Raw genomic sequence first — 7,250 nt, forward strand, 5'->3', positions numbered from 1 at the left:
AGTTCCACGGTGAGGCCCGCGTTGCGGCCCTGCTGGGCGATGGCTTCGGCGGCCTGGCGATGCTCATCGGTCACATCGGAGAAGCTCGGCATCGAGAATTTGACGTCGAGGACCGCGACCGTTTGCGGGCGCTGCTCGTTCAGCACATTGAGGGGCGCGCCGCCGCACAGTGCCTTGAAGTCGGGGGAGTTCGCGCCGTCGAGGCAGTTGGGCTCCGGTGCCGGCGGTGCCCGGCCGGGTTCGAGTGTCGCGGCGGCCTCGGCCTGCTCTTTGGCGGCGGCCTGGCTCGCGGGCATCATCTCGGTGGCCGTGACCGGGTTGACCACCGGTTCGGCATGGTCGACTATCGGCGTGTCGTTGAGGCGGGCGACCATGGCGTCGAGCGCGGCCATATTGGGCTCGTCGGCGAGGGTGCCGTTCGGCGCCGCGATCACATACTGCCCGGTTACGGCGTCGAGGCTGAACGCCTTGGCCATCTGCGGCATATGTTCTTCCAGGATTCCGGTCGCCCGCTCCGACGGCAGACCGGGCATCTCGAAACTGTCCTGGAATGGTTTGGCCAGGCTGAACGCGGCCCCGCCGAGGACCACCAGTATCAGTGCCCAGACGGGCAGCACTATCCATTTCCGGCGGAAAGCGAACTTTCCCCATCTGTACAGGAATACGGACACGAGGGATTTCTCCTAGGCGAGGCCGAGACGGTTTGGTCGTTGTGCTGTGACGAGCTGACGGCCGACGTCGCTTTCGCGGACCGGACTGCGCGGCGAGACTGCATGCTCGGGCGCGGAGTCGGATGGACCCGCCTACACGGTGGACGCCTGGTATCTACCGTACGGTAGGTAGACTACGTGGAGGTTAAGTGGAGGTACAAGCTCGACTTCCGGGTGGCAGGCCGGGCGCGATGCCGGGAAGAACGAGAGGGCCGAGCATGGCGAATCGGAGATCTGAAGACCACGTTACCGCAGGTCGCGACACCAAGAAGGCCATCCACGACGCCGCGGTGCGGCTCTTCGTGGCCAAGGGTTTCGAGGAGACCAGCCTGCGCGAGATCGCCGATGCGGTGGGAATCACAAAGCCGTCGCTCTACTATCACTACCCGTCGAAACTCGAACTCCTCGTCGCGATCATCAATCCGCTCCTCGACGATCTGAAGGAGCTGTCGGAGCAGGTGGAGGAAATCGCGCCCGATGCCGAAGGCCGGCGCGCCGTCCTGCGCAGCTATCTGCGCGCCATGATCCGTCATCGCGACGCGGGCGAGATGCTGGTGCGCAACGCGGTGCCCATCGTCAACGCCGTGGCCGACCAGTTCCCGGTGGTCGTCGACGCCAACAAGGTGCTGCGCGATTGGCTCGCCGGCCCCGACCCCACCGCCGTCCGGCTGCTGCGCGCGAGCGCGGCCATGGAGATTCTGACGGTCGCGCTGGTTTCCAACGAGGTGGCGCCCGACGCGGGGGATGATGTGGTGGAGACGACGCTGCTGGACGCGGCGATCGCGGCCCTGCGGCCGGACGCGGATTAGACTCCGCGGGCCGCGCACAGCACAGCGGAAAGGTCAGGTTTGTCGTGCACATCACCGCGAGGGTGGATCATGCGGTGCGGACCCTGCTCGAGATAACGGCCGCGGATCAGACCGCCGCGGTGAAAGCGGAATCGATCGCGGACGCCCAGCGGATACCACCCAAAGTGCTCGAAGGCGTGCTGGCCGAATTGCGCCGCACCGGCCTGGTCACCAGCCGTCGCGGGCCGGACGGCGGATACCGGCTCGCCCGCCCGGCCGCCGAGATCTCCATCGCCGATATCATCCGCGCCGTCGAGGGGCCGCTGGCCTCGGTGCGTGGTCAGCGGCCGGAGGATGTGGGCTACCCGGGCCCCGCCGAACCGTTGCAGCGGGTGTGGATCGCGCTACGCGTGAATCTGCGCGCCGTGCTGGAGAACGTGACGCTGGCCGATATCGCCGCGGACGGCCTGCCGGAATTCGTGACCGCGCTGACCGCCGATCCCGGCGCCTGGGTCCGTCGCGAGCCCCGCGCGCGAGCCGCCGTCGGCGACCCGTCCGGCGCGACGGAAATTCTCGGGCCTTCGTCGGGCTCCGGCGGTAGCGTGCGTCCATCATGTTGATCAGACTGCTCCGCGACTTCCTGCGGCCCTACCGTAAACAGCTCGCCGGAATCGTAGTGCTGCAGCTGATCTCGGTGATCGCCATGCTCTATCTGCCCAGCCTGAACGCCGATCTGATCGACGACGGCATAACCAAGGGCGATATCGGCTACATCTGGACCGCCGGCCTGCGGATGCTCGGGGTATCGGGCATCCAGATCGTGGCCTCGGCGAGTTCGGTGCTGCTGGCCGCCCAGGCCGCGATGGGTGCGGGCCGTGATCTGCGCGCTGCCCTGCTGCACCGGGTGAACACGTTCTCCGCCCGGGAGGTCGGGGTATTCGGCGCGCCCTCGCTGATCACCCGCAACACCAACGATGTGCAGCAGGTGCAACTGCTCGTCGTGATGGCCTCGACCGTGGCGGTGATGGCCCCGATCATGTGCGTCGGCGGCATCATCATGGCGCTGCGCGAGGATTTCGGCCTGTCCTGGCTGCTGTTGATCGCGGTGCCCGCACTCGCGCTGAGCATGGGGTTCATCATCGCCCGGATGGTGCCCGCGTTCCGTCTCATGCAGTCCCGGCTCGACGAGGTCAACCGCGTACTGCGCGAGCAGATCACCGGTATCCGGGTGGTCCGGGCCTTCGTCCGCGAACCCCTCGAGGCGTGGCGGTTCGGGGTCGCGAACAACGACCTCACCGATATCTCGCTGCGGGTCGGCCGGCTGATGGCGCTGATGTTCCCCACCGTCATGCTGATCAGCAACGTCACTTCCGTTGCGGTGATCTGGTTCGGCGGTAAGGCCATCGACGCCGGGGAGATGCAGATCGGATCGCTGACCGCGCTGCTCTCCTACATCATGCAGATCCTGATGGCGGTCATGATGGCCTCGTTCCTGGCCATGATGGCGCCGCGTTCGGCGGTGTCCGCGGACCGTATCGCGGGGGTGCTGGATACCGAATCGTCGGTGCGGTCGCCGGAGCGGCCGCAGCCCTTCGAGAGCGATCCCGCCCAGGTGGAGGTGGCCGACGCGACCTTCAGTTTCCCGGGCGCCGATCAGCCGGTGCTGCGCAACATCACGTTCCGGGTGCGGCCGGGGCAGACGACCGCGATCGTCGGATCCACCGGCGCGGGCAAGACCACACTGCTGAACCTGATTCCCCGGCTCATGGACGTCACCGGGGGAGCGGTGCGGGTCGGTGGTACCGATGTGCGCGATCTCGACCTCGCCGAACTGCGGTCGCGGATCGGGCTGGTGCCGCAGAAGGGCTACCTGTTCTCCGGCACGGTCGGCAGCAATCTGCGCTACGGCGACCCGGACGCCACCGACGAACAACTGTGGCACGCGCTGGAGATCGCCCAGGCCGCCGATTTCGTGCGCGCTATGCCGCAGGGCCTGGAAACCCCGGTCGCGCAGGGTGGTACCACCGTCTCCGGCGGGCAGCGGCAGCGGCTGGCCATCGCCCGGGCGCTGGTGCGGCAACCGCGCGTCTACCTGTTCGACGATTCCTTCTCCGCCCTCGATGTGGCCACCGACGCCCGGCTGCGCGAGGCGTTGCGGCCCGCGACGGCCGACGCCGCGGTGATCATCGTGGCGCAGCGCATCGCGACCATCCGGGACGCGGATCAGATCGTGGTCGTCGAGGACGGGGAAATGGTCGGTATCGGAACCCATGAGCAACTGCTCCGGGACTGCGACGAATACCGCGAGATCGTCGAATCCCAGCTGAGCGTGGAGGAGGCCTCATGAGACCGGGAATGCCGGCCGGCGCCCCTGATGTGAAGGCCAAATCGTTCAAATCCTCTATCAAGCGGCTGGCCGGTCGCTTGGCCCCGGAACGCATGCTCGTGAGCGTGATCATCGCTCTGGGCGTGATCTCGGTGGTGCTCAATATCGCCGGGCCGTATCTGCTGGGCCAGGCCACCAACCTCATCTTCGACGGGGTGGTCGGGCGGCAGCTGCCCGCGGGCGTCAGCAAGGACCAGGCCATCGAGGGGCTGCGGGCCCAGGGCCAGAACACCTTCGCCGATATGCTGACGGGGATGGACGTGGTCCCCGGCGTCGGAATCGATTTCGACGCCGTCGGCCGGACCCTGACCCTGGTACTCGCGCTCTATCTGGGCGCCGCGCTGTTCGGCTGGCTACAGGCCTACCTGCTCAACGACCTCATCAACCGGACCATCAAACGGCTGCGCGCCGAGGTGGAGGACAAGATCCACCGGCTGCCGCTGAGCTATTTCGACACCGCGCCGCGCGGTGACGTGCTCAGCCGGGTCACCAACGATGTGGACAACATCTCCCAGAGCCTGCAGCAGACGATGAGTCAGCTGCTGATCTCGGTGCTCACCGTACTGGGCATCCTCGGCATGATGTTCTGGATCTCACCGCTGCTCGCGCTGATCGCCCTGCTCACCGTGCCCGCGGTGATCGTGGTGACGGCCCAGATCGCGAAACGTTCCAAACCGCATTTCGTGGACCAGTGGAAGTACACCGGCATGGTGAACGCGCAGGTCGAAGAGGCCTACACCGGACACGAGGTGGTGACCGCGTTCGGCCGCAGCAAACAGGTCGCCGCGGAGTTCGACGAACGCAACGACCATCTGTTCAAGTCCAGCTTCAAGGCGCAGTTCATCTCCGGCCTGATCATGCCCGCCTCGATGTTCCTCGGAAATATCAACTACGTGCTGGTGGCGCTGATCGGCGGCCTGCGGGTGGCGTCCGGGCAGTTGTCGCTGGGCGAGGTACAGGCCTTCATCCAGTACTCGCGCCAGTTCAGCCAGCCGCTCACCCAGATCGGCGCGATGGCCAATCTGCTGCAATCGGGTGTGGCCTCGGCCGAGCGGATCTTCGAAATCCTCGACGCCGACGAGCAGAGTCCCGATCCGGCGCACGAGATCACCCGGCCGCCCGAACGCGGGCTGGTCGAATTCGACGCCGTCTCCTTCCGGTACGAACCGGAGAAGCCGGTGATCGAAGACCTCTCCCTGGTCGCCGAACCCGGCCATGTGGTCGCCATCGTCGGCCCCACCGGCGCCGGGAAGACCACACTGGTCAACCTGCTGCTGCGTTTCTACGAACTGGACTCCGGCGCGATCCGGGTCGACGGGATCGATATCACCGACCTGAGCCGCGAACAGCTGCGGTCGCGGATCGGGATGGTGCTGCAGGACACCTGGCTTTTCAAGGGATCCATCCGCGAGAACATCGCCTACGGCAACCCCCGGGCCGGTGCGGACGATATCCTCGAGGCCGCCCGGGCCGCCTATGTGGACCGATTCGTGCACTCGCTGCCCGACGGCTACGACACGGTGATCGACGAAGAGGGCACCGGGGTCAGCGCGGGTGAGAAACAGCTCATCACCATCGCGCGCGCCTTCCTGGCCAAACCCGCCATCCTGGTACTGGACGAGGCAACCAGCTCGGTCGACACCCGCACCGAACTGCTGGTCCAGCAGGCCACCGCGGAACTGCGGCGCGACCGCACCAGCTTCGTGATCGCGCACCGGCTCTCCACCATCCGCGACGCCGACCTGATCGTGGTGATGGAAGCGGGCCGCATCGTGGAAACCGGGAACCACGACCAGCTGCTCGCCCGGCAGGGCGCCTACTACCGGCTCTACAGCGCCCAGTTCGCGGCGGCCGCGGTCGAGGCCTGAAGCGGAACGTGACCACGCAGGGCCCTCGCTCCGGCCCCACCGCTACTGCCTGAGAGGATGGCCGCCGTGTCGGATGGCGTCGGATTCTCGTTCAATATCGGTACCCGCCTCGAAGGGCGGCACGGCCGGACCGGGGTGATCCGGACCCCGCACGGCGATATCGCCACGCCCGCCTTCGTCCCCGTCGGGACGAAGGCCACGGTGAAGGCGGTACTGCCCGAGGCGATGAGCGAGCTCGGGGCGCAGGCGCTGCTCGCCAACGCCTACCACCTCTACCTGCAGCCCGGGCCCGATATCGTCGACGAGGCCGGCGGTCTGGCGGCCTTCATGAGCTGGCCCGGACCCACCTTCACCGACAGCGGCGGTTTCCAGGTCATGTCACTGGGGGTCGGGTTCAAGAAAGTGCTCGCGATGGAGACCGTCGATATCCGCAGCGACGACGTCATCGCCAAGGGCAAGGAGCGGCTGGCCACCGTCGACGACGACGGTGTCACCTTCCGATCGCATCTCAACGGGTCCAGACACCGCTTCACCCCCGAGGTCTCCATGGGGATCCAGCACCAGCTGGGCGCCGACATCATGTTCGCCTTCGACGAACTCACCACCCTCATGAACACCCGGGGCTACCAGGAGAAATCGGTACAGCGCACCCACGATTGGGCACAACGCTGTATCGACGAGCACGAGCGGCTCACCACCGCCCGGTCACACCGCCCCTACCAGGCACTGTTCGCAGTGGTACAGGGTGCGCAGTACGAGGACCTGCGACGCAAGGCGTCGCGGGACCTGGCCGAGATCCGCGGCGCCGACGGCACCGAATTCGACGGCTACGGCATCGGCGGCGCACTCGAGAAACACAACCTCGGCACCATCGTCGGCTGGTGCTGCGACGAACTACCCGAAGACAAACCCCGCCATATGCTCGGCATCAGCGAACCCGAGGATATGTTCGCGGCCATCGAAGCGGGCGCGGACACCTTCGACTGCGTCAACCCGTCCCGGGTCGGGCGCAACGGCGGGATCTACGTGGACGCGGGCCGGTTCAATATCGACACCCTCAGGTTCAAACGCGACTTCACCCCGATCGACGAAACCTGCGACTGCTACACCTGCGCCCACTACACCCGCGCCTACATCCACCACCTGTTCAAGGCCAAAGAAATGCTGGCCTCCACCCTCTGCACGATCCACAACGAACGCTTCACCATCCGCCTCGTCGACCGGATCCGCGAAAGCATCGACGGGGGGTACTTCGACGCGTTCCGTGACGAGACCATGGGGCGGTGGCAGGGGAGGATCAAGGCGCCCTGATTTTGGAGCGGCTCCGCTGTGAAGGTGAGTTCGGGGGTGACCCTTCGGGAAGGGTGGGTTGGGATCGACTCCTCCGCGAACGGTGAGTTCGGATGTGCCCCTTCGCGAAGGGTCGGGCTGTGATTTTGGAGCGGCTCCGCCGCTCGAGGGTGGGGCCCTATTAACCCCGGGTCTTCACTCCTGCGCT

5 protein-coding genes and 1 pseudogene are annotated in these 7,250 nt (G+C 66.6%); 5 read left to right on the plus strand and 1 reads right to left on the minus strand.

From position 1 onward, the window contains the following. Positions 1-671, minus strand: a pseudogene (locus ACWDU1_RS26490) (MMPL family transporter); the annotation flags it as partial. 257 nt (positions 672-928) lie between these two features. Between ACWDU1_RS26490 and ACWDU1_RS26495 the strand changes: the two are divergent. From ACWDU1_RS26495 to tgt, 5 genes are read left to right on the plus strand one after another with little or no spacing between them, the layout of a single operon-like run. After that, complete coding sequence (locus tag ACWDU1_RS26495) at positions 929-1,519, plus strand: TetR/AcrR family transcriptional regulator (protein WP_450002528.1); 591 nt, start codon at positions 929-931, stop codon at positions 1,517-1,519. 44 nt (positions 1,520-1,563) lie between these two features. Next, positions 1,564-2,118: an RrF2 family transcriptional regulator gene (locus ACWDU1_RS26500; protein ID WP_450002529.1), complete on the plus strand. Its 555-nt coding sequence runs from the start codon at positions 1,564-1,566 to the stop codon at positions 2,116-2,118. Continuing rightward, positions 2,112-3,845 carry an ABC transporter ATP-binding protein gene (locus ACWDU1_RS26505; RefSeq protein WP_450002531.1) on the plus strand — a complete coding sequence of 578 codons (1,734 nt, stop codon included), beginning with the start codon at positions 2,112-2,114 and terminating at the stop codon, positions 3,843-3,845. The genes ACWDU1_RS26500 and ACWDU1_RS26505 overlap by 7 nt, the downstream gene beginning before the upstream one ends. Continuing rightward, the gene (locus tag ACWDU1_RS26510; RefSeq protein ID WP_450002533.1) at positions 3,842-5,752 is read left to right on the plus strand and encodes an ABC transporter ATP-binding protein; all 1,911 of its coding nucleotides are present in this window, start codon (positions 3,842-3,844) and stop codon (positions 5,750-5,752) included. The genes ACWDU1_RS26505 and ACWDU1_RS26510 overlap by 4 nt, the downstream gene beginning before the upstream one ends. Before the next feature lie 57 nt (positions 5,753-5,809). Next, entirely contained in the window at positions 5,810-7,063 is a 1,254-nt protein-coding gene (gene tgt, locus ACWDU1_RS26515; RefSeq protein WP_450002535.1) for a tRNA guanosine(34) transglycosylase Tgt, read from the plus strand. The last annotated feature ends 187 nt before the right edge of the window (positions 7,064-7,250 follow it).

The organism is Nocardia sp. NPDC003345 (assembly GCF_053589395.1).

Coding starts and splice junctions, on each gene's coding strand:
- ACWDU1_RS26495 (WP_450002528.1), top strand. CDS start 929: ATGGCGAATCGGAGATCTGAAGACCACGTTACCGCAGGTCGCGACACC.
- ACWDU1_RS26510 (WP_450002533.1), top strand. CDS start 3,842: ATGAGACCGGGAATGCCGGCCGGCGCCCCTGATGTGAAGGCCAAATCG.
- ACWDU1_RS26505 (WP_450002531.1), top strand. CDS start 2,112: ATGTTGATCAGACTGCTCCGCGACTTCCTGCGGCCCTACCGTAAACAG.
- tgt (WP_450002535.1), top strand. CDS start 5,810: ATGGCCGCCGTGTCGGATGGCGTCGGATTCTCGTTCAATATCGGTACC.